An 18,479-nucleotide genomic window follows, 5' to 3' on the forward strand; every position below is an offset into this window, starting at 1 on the left:
ACGGAGCCGTTCTCAATGTTGAAAATTGTCCGATTAGCTTTGACTCGGCCCTATACGTTCATCGTGCTGGCGATGCTGATCGTGTTGATCGGTCCGCTCGCGGCACTGCGTACGCCGACGGACATCTTCCCCGATATCCGCATTCCCGTCATCAGTGTCATCTGGAACTATGCAGGGCTTCAGCCGGACGACATGTCGGGCCGGATTGTCACGTACTACGAACGTACGCTCGGTACGACCGTCAATGATGTCCAGCATATTGAATCGCAGTCGTTTCGCGGTTACGGCATCGTCAAGATATTCTTCCAGCCGAACGTCGACATAAGGACGGCAACCGCGCAGGTCACCTCGGCTTCGCAAACGGTGCTCAAGCAGATGCCTCCTGGCATTACGCCCCCGCAGATCCTGAACTACAACGCATCGACGGTTCCGATCCTGCAGATCGCGCTCACCAGCGATACGATCGACGAACAGAAGCTCGACGATTACGCGACCAACTTCATTCGTCCCGCACTGGTAAGCGTACCGGGCGTGGCCATCCCGACGCCTTCCGGCGGCAAGATACGCGAAGTGCAAATCGACCTGGACCCGCACGCGTTGCAGGCCGACCGGCTGTCCGCCACAGACGTTGCGAACGCGCTGGCGCAGCAAAATCAGATCGTGCCGGCGGGGACCGAGAAGATCGGCAACTTCGAATACAACATCAAACTGAACAACAGCCCGCTTGCGCTCGACGAACTCAACAACCTGCCTATCAAGACGGTCAACGGCGCGACGATCTATATCCGCGACGTAGCGCATGTTCGCGACGGCAATCCGCCGCAAGGGAACATCGTGCGCCTGGACGGGCATCGCGCCGTGCTGATGAGTATCATGAAGAACGGGTCGGCCTCCACGCTCGACATCATCGCGGGCGTCAAGGCGAAGTTGCCGCTGATCCGGCAGACCCTACCGTCCAGTCTCAAGATCGTAACGCTGGGCGATCAGTCCGTGTTCGTGAAGGGCGCCGTCAGCGGCGTAGCGAGCGAAGGCATCATTGCCGCCGCGCTGACCTCGCTCATGATCCTGTTGTTCCTGGGAAGCTGGCGCTCCACACTGATCATCGCTTCTTCCATCCCGCTCGCGGTGCTGGCCGCCATCGCCGCGCTCTCGGCCCTGGGCGAGACGCTCAACGTGATGACGCTTGGCGGACTCGCGCTTGCGGTCGGGATTCTCGTCGACGATGCAACCGTCACCATTGAAAATATCAACTGGCATCTGGAACAGGGCAAGCCCGTCAAGGACGCGATTCTCGACGGCGCCGCGCAGATCGTGGGGCCCGCTCTGATCTCACTGCTGTGTATCTGCATTGTGTTCGTGCCGATGCTTCTGCTCAACGGCATCGCGCGTTTCCTGTTCGTGCCGATGGCTGAGGCCGTGATCTTCGCAATGATCGCCTCATTCGTGCTCTCTCGCACCTTCGTGCCGATGATGGCGCAATACCTGCTGCGCCCGCATGCATCGGGCGGTCACGCGTCGGGCGAGCTTGCCGCCAGCATGGACCCGCACGGCACGACCCACCACGCTCCTTCGCAGAATCCGCTGGTGCGATTCCAGCGCAGCTTCGAGCACTCGTTCGGGCGCTTGCGAGGGGTGTACCGCATCCTGCTCGGGATGGCGCTCAGCAACCGCAAGCGGTTCATCATCGGGTTTCTCGCCGTGGTCGCGGGCTCCTTCTTGCTGTCGCCGTATCTTGGCCGCAACTTCTTTCCGAGCATAGACTCGGGTGAGATCGCCCTGCACGTGCGCGCACCGATCGGCCAACGGATCGAACAGACCGCCAACCTATTCGATCACGTCGAGAACACCGTTCGCCGGACCATTCCGCCGAACCAGTTACGTGCCATCATCGACAACATCGGCTTGCCAAAAAGCGGCATCAATCTGACCTACAACAACAGCGGCACAATGGGTCCATCCGACGGCGACATCCTGATCTCACTGGGTAAAGATCACGCGCCAACGGCCAAGTACGTCAAGAAACTGCGCCAACTGCTGCCGCGCGACTATCCGGGCGTGACGTTCTCATTCCTGCCGGCTGACATGATCTCTCAGATTCTCAACTTCGGCTCACCGGCGCCGATCGACATCCAGGTCAACGGTCCGAACCAGGACGGCAACTATGCGTATGCGCAGCAGTTGCTGCGCAAGGTGAAAATGATTCCAGGGATTGCCGACACGCGTATTCAACAGGCCACCACCTATCCGCAATTCACCGTCTCGGTGGACCGGACCCGCGCCAATGAACTAGGCATCACCGAGAGCGACGTGACGAACTCCGTGGTGGCCAATCTCTCCGGCACGAGCCAGGTCGCCCCGACTTACTGGCTCAATCCGAAGAATGGGGTGTCCTATGCGGTCGTCGCGGAAACGCCCCAGTACCGCATGACGTCGCTCAACGACCTCGGCAACCTGATGGTCACCGGCAAGACGGGCGAAGCGCAGATTCTCGGCGGCATCGCGACCATCAAGCGCGGTGTGGGCAACGCGATCGTCTCGCACTACAACATCGAACCGCTGTACGACATTTTCGCCACCACGCAAGACCGCGACCTTGGCGCCGTTGCCGCACAGATCAACACGATCGTGCACCAGAGCGCCAAGGACGTACCGAAGGGCTCGGTAGTGACGGTGCGAGGTCAGGTTCAAACAATGAATAGCGCGTTCATGGGACTGGGCCTCGGCCTGATCGCGGCGATCGTGCTGATCTACTTGCTGATCGTCGTGAACTTTCATTCGTGGAGCGATGCGTTCGTGATCGTGACGGCGTTGCCGGCAGCACTCGCAGGCATCGTCTGGATGCTGTTCATCACGCACACACCGCTGTCCGTGCCGGCGTTGACTGGCGCCATCCTCTGCATGGGCGTGGCCACGGCCAACTCCATCCTGGTCGTGAGTTTCGCTCGCGAACGGCTCGCCATTACCGGCAATGCACTGGTCGCCGCCATGGAAGCGGGATTCACACGTTTTCGCCCGGTGCTGATGACCGCACTCGCCATGATCATTGGCATGTTGCCGATGGCACTGGGTCTTGGCGACGGCGGCGAACAAAACGCGCCGCTCGGGCGTGCTGTGATCGGCGGCCTGATGTGCGCCACCATCGCCACGCTGTTGTTCGTACCTATCGTGTTCAGCCTCGTGCATCGCAACGACAAGGCTCAAGAGGATCACAACCTTTCCGGATCGGGAGAATCACATGTCCACTGAAATTGAAATCAATTCCCCTAAGCGCTTGCGTCATCTGAAGCTGGTCAGCGTGATCATCGCGTTGATTGCCGCGGGGGTGGTGACCAACGGCATCATCAGCCGCTCGCGTGCCGAACGTGAGCTGACGACCTGGACGGACGCGCAAGCGGTGCCGACGGTGGCCACCGTCACCCCCAAGTTGCCAGCGGCAGAGCAGTCGCTGGAACTGCCGGGGCAGCTCGCGGCCTTCGTCAATGCACCGATCTATGCCCGAGTGTCCGGCTATCTGCAAACGTGGTACGCCGACATCGGCACGCACGTGAAGGCAGGTCAGTTGCTAGGCCTGATCGATACGCCTGATCTCGATCAGCAACTGCAACAGGCACGGGCCGACCTCGCCAATACGGTTGCGAACGAAAAGCTTGCGGCCACCACGGCGCAACGCTGGACCCAGATGCTGAAGCAGGACTCGGTCTCGCAACAGGACGCCGACGAAAAGACCAGCGACCTGGTCGCGAAGCAGGCCACGGTCGACGCCAGCCGCGCCAACGTCGCGCGCCTCGAGGCGCTTGAATCGTTCAAGCGCATCACGGCGCCGTTCGACGGTATTGTCACTGCGCGCAAAACCGATATCGGCGCGTTGATCGATGCGGGCGGCGGCACCGGCCCCGAGTTGTTCGCCGTCTCCGACGCGCGCCGCCTCCGCCTCTATGTGAACGTGCCGCAAAGCGACGCCGCAGCGATCAAGCCTGGACTCACCGCCAAACTGACTGTCCCGGAGCGTCCGGGCATGACCTTCGACGCGAAACTTGTCGACACGGACGACGCCATCACGCCCGCATCCGGCACGTTGCTGGTGCAGTTGTCGGTGGACAATGCATCGGGCTTGTTGCTGCCCGGTGAATACACGCAGGTTCACTTCGCGCTGCCGAACACCGGCAGCGCGTTGCTCGTGCCGGCGAGCACGCTGATCTTCCGTACTAGCAACATGCAGGTTGCGGTCATCGATCCAAACAACCATGTGCATCTGAAAGACGTGAAGATCGCGACTGACCTCGGCACCCATGTCCTGATTGCATCGGGATTGTCGGCGAGCGACCGGATCATCGACAACCCGCCGGATTCGCTCGCCGAAGGCGAACTCGTACGCCACGCTGCCACCGCCGTGGCCACGGCGGCGACCGGACAGCCGGAGCGTGAGCATGGTTAAGCGTCGTGTCCTGGTAGCGGCAGCCTGCGCTGTCGCGCTGAACGCGTGTTCGTTCGCGCCCACCTACAAGGTGCCGGCCACGGCGATTCCCGCCACCTTCAAGGAAGCCGGTCCGTGGCAACCGGCCAAACCCGCCGACCGCATCCCGCGTGATGGCTGGTGGACCATGTATCGCGATCCGGTATTGACCGGGCTCGAAGCGAAGATCGCCACGGCCAATCCCAATGTGGCAGCAGCGGTTGCGCGGCATGACGAAGCCGGTGCTTACCTTCAGGAAGCACGTTCAGGGCTTTTCCCCACCATAGGCGCCGAATCAGACGTTTCGCGGCAACGGCAGTCGGATAACCGGCCGTTGCGCGGCACGGGTCAGCCGTCGACTTACAATTCGGCGACGGCCGATGTCGGTATAGGTTATGACCTTGATTTGTGGGGCAAGGTGCACAATCAGGTCAGCGCGGGTCACTCGCAAGAAGAAGCCAGCGCCGACGATCTCGAGTCGCTGCGCCTCAGCCTGCAGTCGAGTCTCGCGTCAACCTATTTCGAACTGCGCGGCCTCGATCAGCGTGCAAAACTGCTCAACGACACCATCGACACGTATAAACGGGCGTTGAAGCTGACCGTGAGCCGTCACGACGGCGGCCTGGCCTCCGGCATGGATGTGTCGCGAGCGCAAACGCAACTCGCTTCCGCGCGTGCCGCCGCCGACGATACCCAGGCGAGCCGCGCGTTGCTCGAACATGCAATTGCAACGCTCACCGGAACGCCGGCATCGTCGTTTTCCTTGCCGCCGGACGTTGCATTCAACTATCTGCCCCACGTGCCCCTCGGGTTGCCCTCGACACTCTTGCAACGCAGGCCCGATGTTGCTGCGGCAGAGCGGCGTGTGGCTGCAGCCAACGCAAATATCGGCGTGGCGAAGGCCGCGTTCTACCCCGATATCTCACTCGGCCTGGATGGCGGATATCAAAGCGATACATTCTCGCCCTGGCTCGCGGCACCCAACGAAATCTGGTCGGTAGGACCGCAGTTGCTGTTCACGATCTTCGATGGCGGCAAGCGCAGCGCAGCCGTGGCGAACTCGCGGGCGGAACTCGCCGAGAACGGCGCGAAGTACCGGCAGACCGTGCTCGTGGCATTCCAGCAGGTCGAGGACGGCCTTGCGCTGTTGCATCATCTCGGCGACGAATCGGTCAACGAAGATCAGGCGTTGAGCGCAGCGCAACAGACGCTCGCGCTGGCGACGTCGCAGTATCGGGACGGCGTGGTGAGCTATCTGGACGTGGTGACGGCGCAGACCACGGAGCTGACTGCACAAATTTCGTCGCTGGACCTGCGTACGCGACAGCTGACGGCTTCGGTGTCCCTGATCCGGGCGCTGGGCGGCGGATGGACCGGGAAGCCTGCCTGAGGCTTATTACAGTCGCAGAAGTAGAAACGCCGCCGGGTGCTTCATGGCCTCGGCGGCGTATTTACGTCAAACCCTCGTCGGGCAGGATCAGAAGTGCAGACGGATACCCGCTGCGACCACTTCCTGCTTGCCGTTCGACGACGCAGCGAGGTTATAGATCGAAGCGTTGCCCAACGCATTTCCCCCCGTTGCGCCAGTCGCGTGCTGGTAGACGCCTTCGAGGTAGACATCAGTACGGCGGCTCAGCGCGTAGTCCGCTTGCAGCATGAACGCGTTCCACTTCGGCGAGAGGCTCGACGTGGCGGTGTCGAACTTGCCATAGGTGAACGTGTACGAGCCGCCCAGGGTCAATGCCGGCGTCAGTGCATAGCGGGCGTTCAGTTCATAGTTGTTGAACGTGAGCTTGTTGCCCGAAAGCGCCGTGTATGAGCTACCCTGCGAGATCTCGCTCGGGTCGTCGAGTGTCGTGCGCGTGAACACCGCGCCGATGGTCGCCGCACCAATGACGTAACGCGCGCCAGCGCCCATGATGCGCTGGCGGCCGCCGACCAAGGTTGCGTCGCCGTCGCCGCTCGAAAGCGCGCCACCTGTGTTGGCCGGCGCCGTGACACCGCCTGGATTGTTCGCCTGGAAGTACGCTGCAGCAAGACTCAAAGGACCGTTGTTATACGACGCGCCCGCCGTATACGCGTTGTTGTTGCTAAAGCCATTCGATGAATTGCTGAACGCGTACGCACCGCCGAACACGAGCCCGCCGTAGTTCGCGCTACGAAACTTCACCGCATTGTTCATGCGGAAGTCGTTGTTCAGGTTGTCGTTGTCGAACGGGTGATCGGCTATGTTGCCGCCGAAGCCCGAACCGGTTGCCGACAACGGCGCCACGAAGTCCACCATGGAGTCGTACTGGCGTCCCAGCGTAACGGTTCCATAAGCGGAGCTTGAAATACCGACCCACGCCTGACGGCCGAACTCGTCGCCGCCGTTCGAGAACTTGCCGCTGTCGATGTTAAAACCATTCTCGAGATCGAACACGGCCGCGAGACCGCCGCCAAGATCCTCCGTGCCTTTCAGGCCCCATCGATCCGTGCTCACGTTACCGCTCTGCATGCCCCACGCGGCATTGCCACCGGTTGAGGATTTCTGGTTGGAAATATAGTCGATACCCGTATCAAGTGTGCCGTACAGGGTAACGCTGCTTTGTGCGTTCGCGGCTTGAGAGACCGCGGCTGCGATCAGGCTCAAGGAGGCGATCAACGCTTTGTTCATGTGTGCAATTCCAGGATGATGCGGCTGCTGTTGCGCTCCCCGGCACGGCGGAGACAAGATGGCGAAGTGCAGCCGCCCGACTCGCCATGCGGACCGGGGAAAATTTAGGCGCTTGGCATGACGCGGACGTGTCGGAATCGCACTGCTTCATGAAGAATAATTTATAAATCCGACATCAAATATTTAACTTAGTTATCCGATGTTATTTGGCCGGATTTTTTGCATTTTATGAACTGCCCTACATGAACAACTCTTCACGTTTGAGTGTCTTTCCCGACAGGGCTGACTCGTTAATCTGCTTTCACCGGACACCGATCAAACCACTGCATCGAAGCCCGGTCATTCGTTAAACGGACTCTTAGGAAAGCACCATGAAGACCATGATGATCGCCCTCGCTTTTGCCGGCCTCGCCACCACGGGCTCGGCCTTTGCCCAGAGCACGACGCCGACTCAGTCACCCGCTCAGTCACCTGCTCAGTCACCCGCCCAAGCACCCGCCCCCGTGACCGTCGCACAAGCAGGGCAATGGGTTCCACCGGATGGACAGACTATTGCGCCTAAAACACGCGCGCAGGTGTATCAGGATCTGGTGAAGTCCGAGCAGGATGGCCAACTCGATTACCTGAACCGCACCTTGTACTGGCATCACTAGGCATGAAGCGTCGATTGCCGCTTGCCGTAACGGATGGGACGCGATTGTGTGTGACGAACAGGCTCGGTCCCGCCGCCGCGGCTGCACGCCTTGCGTCGCGCACTCCCGGCGCACTGCCTGATTCGCCGCAATGCGAACGTTCAAACCATAGATTCAATTTACAGGCGTGTTCGCCAAGGTGATGCCATGAGCCGGTTAAGACGCATGCTCTCAGCCTTACGATTGACGCTGTGCGCGCTAGCGTTGGGTGTTTCGCTGGCCGGTTGCGCGTCGATGCAAGGCGCGTCGACTGATCCGAATGCTTGTGTGGGCCCGGTGGATTACTGTCAGCCCTTTTTCGGATCCTGATCTCGCCTGATACCTGCGTAGCGAGAGCGCGAACTCCCTGCACGGAGGCGTCGTGCTTTACGCATTTCCACCAATCGATCGAGAAACGGAAAAGGCGAGCGCGGGTGGCAATTGTGTCGTGATGATCTGATAACCGAAGCGGCTGACAGTTTCAAGACGGGCACCGAAGGTATGCAACTCAAGCTTACGGCGCAGCCGCGAGACAACCAGATTCACGCTCGATGGATCCACGACGTCCTTGTCAGGCCACGCATACCGAATCAACTGGTCGCGCGCGACGGGAGCATCAGGCTGGCGCAGCAGCGACTCAACCAACAGGAACTCGCGCTTGGTCAGGGGGAAACGCTTGTCGCCTTCCACCAGTTCCCGCGTAAGCGGATTTAGCTTCAGCGAAAGATCAAGCGTAGGGTCGCCGAGGCCTTGCACCGACGACCGATACAACGCCAGCATGCGTTCCTGCATTTCGATAAACGAATAGGGCTGCACGAAGCACGCGTCCGCGCCCGCACGCAGCATGCGCGCTCTCTCGACAGGCGTCGCGCGTCCGAGCACGACGAGGATGGCGGGTGAACCCGGCAAATGCGCGAACTCGGACAACAGCGTAGCCAGGTTACAGATGGATTCAGTATCGACAGCCACGGTCAGCACCGCGTCGAAAGTGTCTTGCGACGCGAGATGGAGCCCGTCGCGCAGGTCGTCGGTCATTTGCAAGCTGTGCGCGCTTTCACGTAAAGCCTTTTGCAGATAAGCGCCTTCAGTGCAGACGGTCGAAATGAGCAGAACGCGCATAGGGGTGGCTCTTACTCGGTTAATTGGTTGATCGGTTGATCGGTTGAACGGTTGATCAGGGGCAAGCAGAAGGAAGCCCGGCAATCAGCAGGCGCATCATTCGAGCGCGTGAGGCCAGCATTCGACCGTCATCGTCGTGCCGGGGCTGGTACCGGTACCATCGGCGCCGACACGAAGGGAGAAGTCGTGCAGCCGCATCACGGCTGACACAATGCTGAGGCCGAGTCCCGAGCCTGCCAGATGACGCGTCTGATCGGCTCTGTAGAAGCGCTGCAACACTGCCTCCCGCTCGCGCTCCGGAATACCCGGGCCGTTATCCGAAATAACCAGTAGCGCCCCCTGGGGATGATCCGTCAGTTCGATACGGACGGCCCCGTTATCCGGCGCGAACTTGATCGCGTTGTCGAGCAAGTTACTGAATGCCTCGAATAGCAACGCCCGATCGCCATGCACCGCGGGGACCTGTTCGACTGTCACCGCCCAGCTAATGTCCCGGTCCTCGGCGAGCGGTTCATACAGTTCGCTTAATTCATGAACCAGCGTAGTGAGATCCACCGACGAGAACCCGCCACGCCGCTTCAAGGCGCCAATCTCCGAGATGCGGAGCATCGCACCAAAACGGTCGAGCAGCATATCGGCTTCGACTCGCGCACGGTCGAGCATTTGCGCGACGCCGTCGTCCTGGATCACGTGCATGCGTTCGGCCACGTTGGCAAGCAAGGTGCGAATATGCGCAGCCGGAGTACGCAAGTCATGCGCTATTCCGTCGCATGCGCTCTTGACCTCCGTCATCAGCCGTTCGATCTCCTCAAGCATGTGATTCACCAGATGCGCGAGCATATCCAGCTCGTCTCGCCCACCGATAGGCAAACGCCGGTTCAGGTCACCCTCGGCGATCCGCAAGGTCACATTGCGAATATCGCGCACACGCCGCATCTGCCGCAGGTTCAGCAACAAACCACTGGCTATGCTCACCAACAAGCAGAACAAGCCCCCGCCAACCAACGCGTTAATCATTGTCTCGCGAACAGCCAGCACGTGCGTGAGGTCGCGGGCCACCACGATCTGTTCGCCGCTGCGTCGACGCACGCCCATGGCCCGGACGACTGGCGATCTCGCCTGGTTGGCGACGATCAGGCTATCGTTGAGCGTATGACCTTGACGGTCGAGCGGCAGATCCGGAGGCAACACGCGGATATCGCCGGCGAGATGGGTGCCGTCGGCGGCAAACAGGCCGAAGTAATTGGTATTCAGGTGTTCGCCTTCCGTGCGCCGGAAAATGGTCGCCGGAAGTGCCTGATCCTCGATGGACCCGAAGTAGAAGATCTGCCAGTGCAACACCGAGTCCGCATCGAACTCCATGCGGGTGGTTGCGGACCAGCCGATAAATCCGATCAGCACCATGACTGACAGCGCGAAGATGACGGCGTAGACGGAAAGCCATCTGAAGGTCGTGTTATGCCAGCGGCGCCCCATTTCTACGGGATGCGTTCGATTCGTTGAGTCAGCCAAGGTGTACTTATAGGAGATGGATCACGTCAGGATGTAGCCCGAACCGCGCACGGTCTGAATCGTTGCTTTGGCACCGGGAGGATCGATCTTCTTGCGCAAGCGTCCCATGTGAACGTCGATCAGATTGGTGCCGGGGTCGAAGTGATAGCCCCACACCGCTTCGAACAGCATGGTACGAGTGATGGTTTGACCGGCGTGCCGCATCATGAACTCCAGGATCCGATACTCGGTTGGCAGCAGCGACACTTCAATGCCCTCGCGCGTCACCTTGCGCGAAATCAGATCGATGAGGAGCGGTCCTGCGTTCAGCGTTGTTTCATTGCGTGCGGGAGTTTCGCGCCGGCGTCGCAGCAGTACTTCGAGACGTGCTGTGAGTTCGTCTGAATTAAATGGCTTGGTCAGGTAATCGTCACCGCCTGCACGCAGGCCGCGAATACGTTCATCTACGTCGCCAAGCGCGCTTAGCATCAATACCGGCGCCTGTATGCCAACCGTTCGCAAGGTGGTGAGGATAGTCAGGCCGTCGAGTCCCGGCAGCATGCGGTCGAGCATGATCACGTCATACTCTCCGCTCATCGCACGGGCGAGACCGTCGGGTCCGTTATTTACCCAGTCCACCTCGAACCCGCATTTTTCAAGCTCTGCCACGATCTCATTCGCTGCTAGCGGATCGTCCTCTACCGTGAGCACTCGTGTCGTCATTGTTCCCAATCCCAAGTCGGCACCGGCGAAAAACCGGGTACCGTCTGCACTACCAGAGGGTAAATGATGCCACAACCGACTCGATGAGATCGGCGAATGGAATTGACGGACAGGCATCAGAAAGCTGCCCGACCTTAGTGGCCGCCGCGATAAACCACCGAATCGAGGTAATTGAGCTGACCGTCTTTTTCAGCGTGAACAAGCGAGCGCTCAACCTGCGCGCGGGTGAGCGTCGAGACCGGCGGCTTCCAAGATTGGTCTTGAGCGGGTTTTGCCGGTGACTGGGCGAATGCCGAAGAACACACGGCGCATGAGAGAAGGCTTGCTGCGAAAAAAAGTTTTTTCATGTCGCGACTCCTGGGGAACCTGGTGAATTAAGCGTCGCTGTCCGCGAATGGCGTTGCGACGGTGCTGAGGATGTTGAGACTACGCGGTGACCCTTAACGGTCCGTCATCTGCTTCATGAAAAGATATTTACTGAAACGTGCTTAGGACAAAGCCTCTGAGACAACATCGAAATTTTTGTGAACCATTGGTTGACACAGCATGTCGAATTGCCGGTTTGCTTCGTCCACGGGCAAGGCTGCGGACTTAGTTCGCGGAAGGACTGGCCGGATCGCCTGCAACCTGCGCCGGCATGCAATCGTGACGGAACTCCTGATGCAGCTTGGCTTCGGCGATTTGCAGATCGTCCGGATATTCGTTGTCGTCGGAGGTCGGCTGATATCCCACCGATTCCAGCTCGCTTAACTCCTGCATCAGTTGCTTATGCGTAACGGTGTGCTTGAGTTGTGTGAACGGATAGTCATGACACTCGGCCTGCGTCAGGCTCGGGGCGGCAAAGGCCGATGCGCTGGTAAGAGCGAGTGAAAAGGTAATCAATGCAGCGGAAAGGCGTTTCATGGGTGTTCTCCGTAAAGATATCGGTCTTGAGTCGTCGCCTGCGCCCGACTGGTTCTGTTTAGTGACGGGTGACGAGATTCAGGATAGCGAACTGATTGCAACGGAAAGTCCGCTGTAACATGAAGAGTAATTTAAGGTTCGTTAAGATAAGCGCCGAGGCTCCGATGCAGGATCGGGCCTGACGTCATGATCGTCTGCTGCCGGGTGCGCATTGAACGAACCGGCAAGCGCGCACGCTATAGAGCGCTTGTTTCAGAAGCACAGGGCGTTCGAATGATGGCGTGAAGTTGACACGCCGCTTGCGTAAAGCTCGTTTCGATTACAAATCACATTCACACACACGCTGCCCTGCCCGTCTGAGGAGGCTGTCCTTTCACGCCGCCCCTTTTTGCGGTGCGTGTGCGCACTCCGCGAAGCGTTGGGCAAGGTCCCAATACATCAATTCGAATTGTTTGGTAGTTGGCTGTATCGGATTCACGACACGCATCGTTCTTGTCCCTCTTTTCCCAGTGCTTCGCGCGATATGCCGCTGCCTCCCCAGCAAGCCGCAACGCCGTTTAGCGCGACTTCTTCCGGCGCCTGAAAGTCTGAATTTCAGTTAGTCGTCGCAGCTATGAATAACGGCTCATTAACCTTCGTGGGCGCTTTCATGAAGTCTTAAATTCGTCATTACGTTCGCGCTGCAGGAAACGACATCAAGCGACAAACACACGCGTCTGAATCTATATACATTGGGATTGGAAAATCATGAAGAAAACCTTGCTAGCCGCTGCGATTCCGGCAATTTTCCTGAGCACCGTCGCGCATGCGCAAAGCAGCGTCACGCTCTATGGCCTGATCGACGAAGGGTTTGACTTTACGAGTAATGGTCAAGGCCATCGCGGCTACGAAATGGTCAGCGGCGACACCGTGGGTAGCCGCTGGGGCTTGAAAGGCAGTGAGGACCTCGGCAATGGACTGAAGGGAATCTTCTTGTTGGAGAATGGCTTCAACACGAACAATGGGCAACTGGGTCAAGGGGGTCTTGAGTTTGGCCGTCAGGCTTACGTTGGCTTGTCGTCCGTTCAATACGGTACGTTCACCATGGGTCGTCAGTACGATCCCACCATCGACATGTGGAGCGGGTTCACGGCTGCGGGCAACACCATTGGCGATCTGGCGGCGCATCCGTTCGACAACGATAACTCGGACTGGGATTATCGTATCCAGAACTCGGTCAAGTATGTGTCACCGACCTTTAGCGGCTTTACTGGCGAAGCCATGTATGGCTTCAGCAACCAGGCGGGCGGGTTCGCGACGAACCGCATGTACAGTGCCGCTGGTACCTACAAGATGGGAGGCTTTGCCGCGGCGCTCGCGTACATGAAGACCAACAGTGGCGGAGCCAATGCTTCAGGCGCCGTCTCGAACGATACAACGGTCTTTACGGCCGACTCGCAGCAGAACATTGACGCTGGCGTGTCGTACACGTTCTCGAACAAGGCGATGTTGGCGTTCGCGTATTCGCATGTGGATGTCTACAACCCGACTGGCAATGCGTACTTTACGAATCAGCCGGTGGCGGGCACGCAGAACTCGTGGAAGTTCGACAACTTCGAAGTTAATGGACAGTATTTCTTCAAGCCTGATTTCTGGATGGCGGCTGCTTACACTTATACGTTCGCTCACATTTCCGCTACGACCGGACGCTCAATGCCTAAGTACAATCAATTCTCCTTGATGCTTGACTATGACCTCAGCACGCGTACATCGGTCTATATTCAAGGGGCATATCAACACGTGAACGGCAGCACGGGAACGCAGTTCGACAATGCGGATATTCCGGGTTCGTCGGGGATTTCTTCAACCGGCAATCAGATGATGGCCCGGTTGGCGATGACGCACAGGTTCTGATCGTTCGCACTGAAGGGCGCGGCGCTTGCGTGCCGCTGCCCGCTTCGGCGGTCTGATTGAGCCGGATTCTCTCTTGATCACCTAATCGACAAGAGCGGCGCCAATCTCACTGCGCTCAAGGTCATTGATGCCGAGCGCGAAACGCCCCTCAATATCCGTCAACCGGAATATCTCAACACCCCCGTCGACCAGGACCAGGCGATCAAGTCGCCGGCCACGTCACGCGTCGTTCGGCCAATCCAGCGAAAAATTTCACCAAATCGTCATTATTTCCTTGAAAACAATAATTTTTTGGCAGAAACTTCATCACAGTGTAATTTTCCATGCATTGCCCCTATAAAACGAAACCGTGTCCGAAGACTCCTTGCCATTGATGGACGCACCTGCCCACGAGCAGGACGTGGTCATAGGCGGCCGCTTGCGCGCCATGCGCAAGGCGCAGGACCTGCGCCTCAAGCACGTGGCTGAGCAGGCCGGCCTGTCCGTCAGCATGCTCAGCCAGATCGAGCGCGGCATCAGTTCGCCATCCATCCGTGTGCTTCGCAACATCTGCCATGCGCTGGGCGTAGATGGCGCTGCGTTGTTCGACGAGCGCAACGCGCCTGCTCCGCAAGACGTCGCAGGCGCAGACTTTGTCGTGCGGCTCGCGGACCGCAAGCCGGTGAGCGTCGGCGGCGTCACTAAATATCGGGTGACACCTGCGGGCTGCTCGGTCATGGAAGGGTTCCTCATGGAGATCGGCGCAGGCGCTGTGTCCGACGTGAACTTTGTCCTGCAGACCGGCGACAAGATTGGTTACGTGGTGCGCGGCAAGCTGCGCTTGTTCGTCGACGACCAGGAAATGCTGCTGGAAGCCGGGGACATATATGGGTTTCCGTCAGGCCACCGCTATAGATGGGAGAACGGCTGGGAGTCGCCCACCACCATTCTTGTCATCAACAGCAATCATTTCTACGTTTAGGTTTTCGCCCGGGCGCGGCCAGTCTTGTGCGCCTACTTAGCTGTACTGGACACACCGAGCCCTGAGACCGGCCGGTGCTCACTACACAGGACGCAAGATGAAACAGGCGATCGGCAGTATCGACTCGGGCGGCATTCCATCGTCCAGGCAAGCATCCACACACAAGATTCGTGACGTGGTGGCAGCGAACGTGGGCACGTTCTTCGAGTGGTTCGACCTGCTCGTCTACGCCATGTTCGCGATCACCATTTCTCGCCTGTTCTTCCCCACCGGCAATCCGCAGTCGGCCTTGTTATACAGTCTGCTGACCTTCGCAAGTGCCTACGTCATACGGCCCGTTGGCGCGGTCGTGCTGGGCATCTACGCCGATAAGCGCGGCCGCCGCGCCGCGTTGACCATCGCGGCGTTCCTGATGCTGTGCGGCACCTTCCTGATGGCGGTGATTCCGACGTATCGGATGATTGGTGCGTGGGCGCCGGCCCTGCTCGTGTTCGGGCGCCTGCTGCAGGGGTTCTCGGTCGGCGGTGAATTCGGCTGCGCAAACTCTTACCTGACCGAGCAAAACGCTCGCACAAAAGCGTTCTTCGCCAGTCTGCAGTTCTCGACCTCGGGCCTCGCCGTGCTGACCGCCTCGCTGTTTGCTTACCTGATCAATCATTATCTTTCGCAGGAGCAGGTCGATTCGTGGGGATGGCGCACCCCGTTCATCTTCGGCTGCCTGATCGGTCCGGTAGGGCTTTATATCCGCACCAAGATCAACGAGACGCACGAGTTCGAGGAAGTCGCTGACAAACCGCATCGGCCGCTTGCGGAGGTCTTTACCTTTCACAAGCGCTTCCTGCTAATCGGCGCGGCAGTCGTGGCTGCGGGCAACGTGGCAAGTTTTCTTAACATCTACATGCCGACGTTCGCCATCAACAACCTTGGGATAGCTAAGGACTCTGCGTTCATCGCATCAATCTTCAGCGGTCTCGTGAGCACGATCTTCCCGATCTTCGGCGGGCTGGCTGCGGACCGCTTCGGCACCATCAAGGTCATGCGGATTGCGTTGATCGCCGGTTTGATCATGATCTTCCCCATGTTCTTCATGCTGACGCATACGCCCTCGTTCCAATCACTGATCTTGTTTCAATGCGCGATGTCGCTGGTGTTCTACAGCTTCTATTACGCGCCGGTCGGTTCGCTGCTGGCACAGCTATTTCCAACGTCATGCCGCACAACCGGCGTGTCGATCGCGTACGTTGCATCGCAGACATTTTTCGGTGGCGTCACGCCGCTCGTGATCGGCTTCCTTGTTGCACAGACCGGCAGCGTCATGTCGCCGGCTTATTACGTGATCGTGATCGGCGTGGTTGCGCTGGTCGGCTTGTCGGCAAGCCGAAGCCGTGCTCACTGACATCAACGACCGCTTTTCTTCAAGGACATAGCATGCGTTCGACATTGCCTGCGGAGGTCGACGTTGCGATCGTCGGGGGCGGCATCATTGGCATCAGCACTGCACTCGCGCTGGCGCGCAAGGGCATACGTGTAGCCGTATTCGAAAAAGGCACGGTTGCGGGTGAACAGTCGTCGCGCAACTGGGGATGGATTCGCACGGTCGGGCGCGATCCAAGGGAGTTGCCGCTATCTGCCATAGCGAACGACATGTGGACGGACATCCAGGCGCGCGTCAACGTGGGTTACCGGCGCACCGGCCTCGCCTATCTGGCGGAAACGGACAAGGAGATGGCCCGTCATCAGGCGTGGCTAAACTCGGCCAAAGACACGGGCACAGAAGGAAGCCTGCTGGGACGCGACGAACTGGCGCGCCTTATTCCGACCTCGAACCGGCCGTGGATCGGCGCTTTGTACAGTGCGGGCGATGGCGTTGCCGAACCCTCGCTAGCCACGGCCGCAATCGCCAGACTGGCGGCCGAAGCCGGTGCGATGGTGTTTGAACGGTGCGCGGTTCGCGGGCTGGAATCCAGCGCGGGGAGAACGTCGGCGGTCGTCACCGAGCTTGGTGTTGTGAAGTGTGCGTCAGTGGTACTGGCAGGCGGCGCCTGGTCGCGCCTTTTTTGCGGTAACAACGCCGTTGATTTTCCGCAGTTGAAGGTACATGCGTCAGTGCTGCGGACGGGACCTTTGGAGACCGGTCTGGAGATGGCGATCAACGGGTCGGACTTTACATGCCGCAAGCGCGCTGACGGCGGTTATACGGTGTCGCAACTCGGCGCGTCAATAGCAGACGTTACGCCGGACAGCATCCGCTTGTGCCGTCAATTCCTGCCGGCGTGGATGGCGGAGCGCAAGTATCTAAAGCTTCGTGTAGGCAGGCGTTTTGTAGAGGAAATGAAAATCCCGCGCCACTTTCCCCTCGATGCCCCCACGCCGTTCGAAGCATGCCGGACGCTCGATCCACCGCCGACCATGAAGATGGTCGACGGCGCACTTGGCAAGCTGAAGCATGCGTTCCCGGCATTCAAGAATGCGACGGTTGCACAAGCGTGGGCCGGGTTTATCGATGTAACGCCAGATGCGGTCCCGGTCATCTCGGAGGTCGGCAAGATTCCAGGGTTCTTCCTGGCAGCGGGATTTTCAGGGCATGGTTTTGGCATTGGCCCGGCAGCCGGCGCATTGATGGCGGACCTGGTGACCGGAGACACCCCAGGAGTGGACCCGAAGGCGTTCCGGCTGGACAGGTTTAATGCTTGAAACTTGAGCGGATACCCGGCCTGCCGGTACGAGCTGGCATCGCCGAAATGCATCGATCAGAATTCCTGCAGGGTCGGACGAAGCACGATCTCGTTGATATCGACGTCGGCCGGTTGCTCGATCGCGTAGGCAATCGCGCGCGCCACCGAATCCGCGGAAATCGCTTGCTGATAAAACTGTCCCACCACCTTCGCGCTCTCTTCATGCGAGCTGCCGAGTTTCAGTTCGGAGTCGACCGCGCCCGGCAAGATGATCGTCGTGCGGATCGACGCGCCGACTTCATGGCGCAGCCCTTCGGAGATCGCGCATACGGCAAATTTGGTGCCGCTATAGACGGTGCCGCCGGGGCTGAAAACCTTGATTCCCGCCACCGACGAAATGTTGATGAAGTGGCCGCTGTCCTGCTTCTGGAACACCGGTAACGCGGCGGCGATTCCATACAGCACGCCCTTGATGTTGATGTCGATCATGCGTTCCCACTCGTCGACTTTCATTTCCGACATTGGCGCGATCGCCATGAAGCCTGCGTTATTGATCACTACATCCACGCGTCCGTAGGTGCTCACTGCCTGATCGACCAGCGCCTGGACATCTGCCCGGCGCGTGACATCCGCAGCCAATACTTCGACCTTGCCGCCCGCTTCGCGCAACTCTGCAGCGATGCGCTCAAGCCGGTCCAGACGACGCGCGCCCAATAAAAGCGCTGCCCCTTTCGCCGACAAATGACGCGCAGTGGCTTCACCAAGCCCGCTGCTCGCGCCGGTGATGACAACGACCTTGCCTTCGATTCCATTGCTGACGTTATTAACCATTGTTGACAGGCTCCTGTGTTCCTGAGGGGGCGAAGGCCCCGCGACAGAAGACAGTATGAGAATCGCAACCCAACCATTCAATGGAAATGATACGATTTCATAA

General features: G+C 59.3%; 15 protein-coding genes. 8 read left to right on the top strand and 7 right to left on the bottom strand.

Annotation, left to right across the window (positions count from 1 at the left end; genetic code table 11):
* Positions 1 to 15 precede the first annotated feature (15 nt).
* Genes BSU04_RS34200 through BSU04_RS34210 form a run of 3 tightly spaced genes read left to right on the top strand, consistent with a single transcriptional unit; the run spans position 16 to position 5,843 of the window.
* Positions 16 to 3,246 carry an efflux RND transporter permease subunit gene (locus BSU04_RS34200; RefSeq protein ID WP_089164683.1) on the top strand — a complete coding sequence of 1,077 codons (3,231 nt, stop codon included), beginning with the start codon at positions 16 to 18 and terminating at the stop codon, positions 3,244 to 3,246.
* The gene (locus BSU04_RS34205) at positions 3,236 to 4,435 is read left to right on the top strand and encodes an efflux RND transporter periplasmic adaptor subunit (protein ID WP_089164684.1); all 1,200 of its coding nucleotides are present in this window, start codon (positions 3,236 to 3,238) and stop codon (positions 4,433 to 4,435) included. Before BSU04_RS34200 ends, BSU04_RS34205 begins: the two co-directional genes overlap by 11 nt.
* The gene (locus BSU04_RS34210; RefSeq protein ID WP_089164685.1) at positions 4,428 to 5,843 is read left to right on the top strand and encodes an efflux transporter outer membrane subunit; all 1,416 of its coding nucleotides are present in this window, start codon (positions 4,428 to 4,430) and stop codon (positions 5,841 to 5,843) included. Before BSU04_RS34205 ends, BSU04_RS34210 begins: the two co-directional genes overlap by 8 nt.
* 87 nt (positions 5,844 to 5,930) lie before the next feature.
* Here the strand turns inward: BSU04_RS34210 and BSU04_RS34215 are convergent, their stop codons facing one another.
* Entirely contained in the window at positions 5,931 to 7,109 is a 1,179-nt protein-coding gene (locus tag BSU04_RS34215) for a porin (RefSeq protein WP_089164686.1), read from the bottom strand.
* Positions 7,110 to 7,480: 371 nt separating this feature from the next.
* On the opposite strand from BSU04_RS34215, the gene BSU04_RS34220 reads away from it, so the two are divergent.
* Positions 7,481 to 7,762 (top strand): DUF4148 domain-containing protein, encoded by a 282-nt coding sequence (locus BSU04_RS34220; protein WP_089164687.1) that lies wholly within the window; start codon positions 7,481 to 7,483, stop codon positions 7,760 to 7,762.
* A gap of 405 nt (positions 7,763 to 8,167) precedes the next feature.
* On the opposite strand, the gene BSU04_RS34225 is transcribed toward BSU04_RS34220, so the two are convergent.
* From BSU04_RS34225 to BSU04_RS34245, 5 genes are all read right to left on the bottom strand, one after another.
* Positions 8,168 to 8,899, bottom strand: coding sequence for a response regulator transcription factor (locus BSU04_RS34225; protein WP_089164688.1), 732 nt, complete (start codon positions 8,897 to 8,899; stop codon positions 8,168 to 8,170).
* Between the two features lie 96 nt (positions 8,900 to 8,995).
* Positions 8,996 to 10,375: a sensor histidine kinase gene (locus BSU04_RS34230; RefSeq protein ID WP_089164689.1), complete on the bottom strand. Its 1,380-nt coding sequence runs from the start codon at positions 10,373 to 10,375 to the stop codon at positions 8,996 to 8,998.
* A gap of 57 nt (positions 10,376 to 10,432) precedes the next feature.
* Positions 10,433 to 11,113 carry a response regulator transcription factor gene (locus BSU04_RS34235; protein ID WP_089164690.1) on the bottom strand — a complete coding sequence of 227 codons (681 nt, stop codon included), beginning with the start codon at positions 11,111 to 11,113 and terminating at the stop codon, positions 10,433 to 10,435.
* Positions 11,114 to 11,247: 134 nt separating this feature from the next.
* The gene (locus BSU04_RS34240; protein WP_089164691.1) at positions 11,248 to 11,460 is read right to left on the bottom strand and encodes a DUF4148 domain-containing protein; all 213 of its coding nucleotides are present in this window, start codon (positions 11,458 to 11,460) and stop codon (positions 11,248 to 11,250) included.
* Between the two features lie 244 nt (positions 11,461 to 11,704).
* Entirely contained in the window at positions 11,705 to 12,016 is a 312-nt protein-coding gene (locus tag BSU04_RS34245; RefSeq protein WP_089164692.1) for a DUF4148 domain-containing protein, read from the bottom strand.
* 747 nt (positions 12,017 to 12,763) lie between these two features.
* Between BSU04_RS34245 and BSU04_RS34250 the strand changes: the two genes are divergently transcribed.
* The 4 genes from BSU04_RS34250 to BSU04_RS34265 all read left to right on the top strand — a co-directional run bounded on the left by BSU04_RS34250 (position 12,764) and on the right by BSU04_RS34265 (position 17,564).
* Entirely contained in the window at positions 12,764 to 13,909 is a 1,146-nt protein-coding gene (locus BSU04_RS34250) for a porin (protein WP_089164693.1), read from the top strand.
* Between the two features lie 349 nt (positions 13,910 to 14,258).
* Positions 14,259 to 14,870 (top strand): helix-turn-helix domain-containing protein, encoded by a 612-nt coding sequence (locus tag BSU04_RS34255; protein WP_144021438.1) that lies wholly within the window; start codon positions 14,259 to 14,261, stop codon positions 14,868 to 14,870.
* 97 nt (positions 14,871 to 14,967) lie between these two features.
* Entirely contained in the window at positions 14,968 to 16,266 is a 1,299-nt protein-coding gene (locus BSU04_RS34260) for an MFS transporter (RefSeq protein ID WP_089164695.1), read from the top strand.
* A gap of 32 nt (positions 16,267 to 16,298) precedes the next feature.
* Positions 16,299 to 17,564, top strand: coding sequence for an NAD(P)/FAD-dependent oxidoreductase (locus BSU04_RS34265; protein WP_089164696.1), 1,266 nt, complete (start codon positions 16,299 to 16,301; stop codon positions 17,562 to 17,564).
* A gap of 56 nt (positions 17,565 to 17,620) precedes the next feature.
* On the opposite strand, the gene BSU04_RS34270 is transcribed toward BSU04_RS34265, so the two are convergent.
* The gene (locus BSU04_RS34270; RefSeq protein WP_089164697.1) at positions 17,621 to 18,376 is read right to left on the bottom strand and encodes an SDR family oxidoreductase; all 756 of its coding nucleotides are present in this window, start codon (positions 18,374 to 18,376) and stop codon (positions 17,621 to 17,623) included.
* Between the last annotated feature and the right edge of the window lie 103 nt (positions 18,377 to 18,479).

The sequence above is a fragment of the Caballeronia sordidicola genome, assembly GCF_002220365.1.
GTDB classification, from domain to species: domain Bacteria; phylum Pseudomonadota; class Gammaproteobacteria; order Burkholderiales; family Burkholderiaceae; genus Caballeronia; species Caballeronia sordidicola_C.